This is a genomic window from Enterocloster sp. 210928-DFI.2.20, from assembly GCF_020554465.1.
Classification (GTDB): domain Bacteria; phylum Bacillota; class Clostridia; order Lachnospirales; family Lachnospiraceae; genus Enterocloster; species Enterocloster bolteae.
Genome location: NZ_JAJCHK010000117.1, coordinates 1 through 350, shown reverse-complemented (window position 1 = coordinate 350; position 350 = coordinate 1). Strand labels below are relative to the sequence as shown.

1 protein-coding gene is annotated in these 350 nt (G+C 50.3%); it reads right to left on the bottom strand.

Annotation, left to right across the window (positions count from 1 at the left end):
- Window positions 1-106, bottom strand: a 106-nt coding sequence (locus tag LI015_RS28945) for a VVA0879 family protein (protein ID WP_319638749.1), incomplete at its 3' end; no start/stop codon positions are given.
- Between the last annotated feature and the right edge of the window lie 244 nt (window positions 107-350).

Here is a 350-nt window from a genome sequence, read left to right as displayed (position 1 = left end):
CCCTGATTGATGCAATATGTCCGCACATAGGGCACTCAAACTTCCAATCCATGTAATTCCTACCGAAACGTCTTGTCCCTTCCTGTCTCCATTTCTGGATTGTCATTATCTTATGTGTGGCATCCTCAATGACCTTGGTCGCTCCTGTGTGTAACTTAATTGTCCGTTTCATCTCCGCTCTCCTCTCTTTTACTGTTCTATCCTATGGCTCCGGCGCACTATCTCCTCATGGTATTTCTTTGCGTCCTCCGCCTTCCGGTCCCATAAGGCCCACATGCAATGCAGGACCCCCAGGAGGTAGGACTGGGCAAGGGCCGCATCCGCCCAGGACTTTTCATCCAGATAATCCT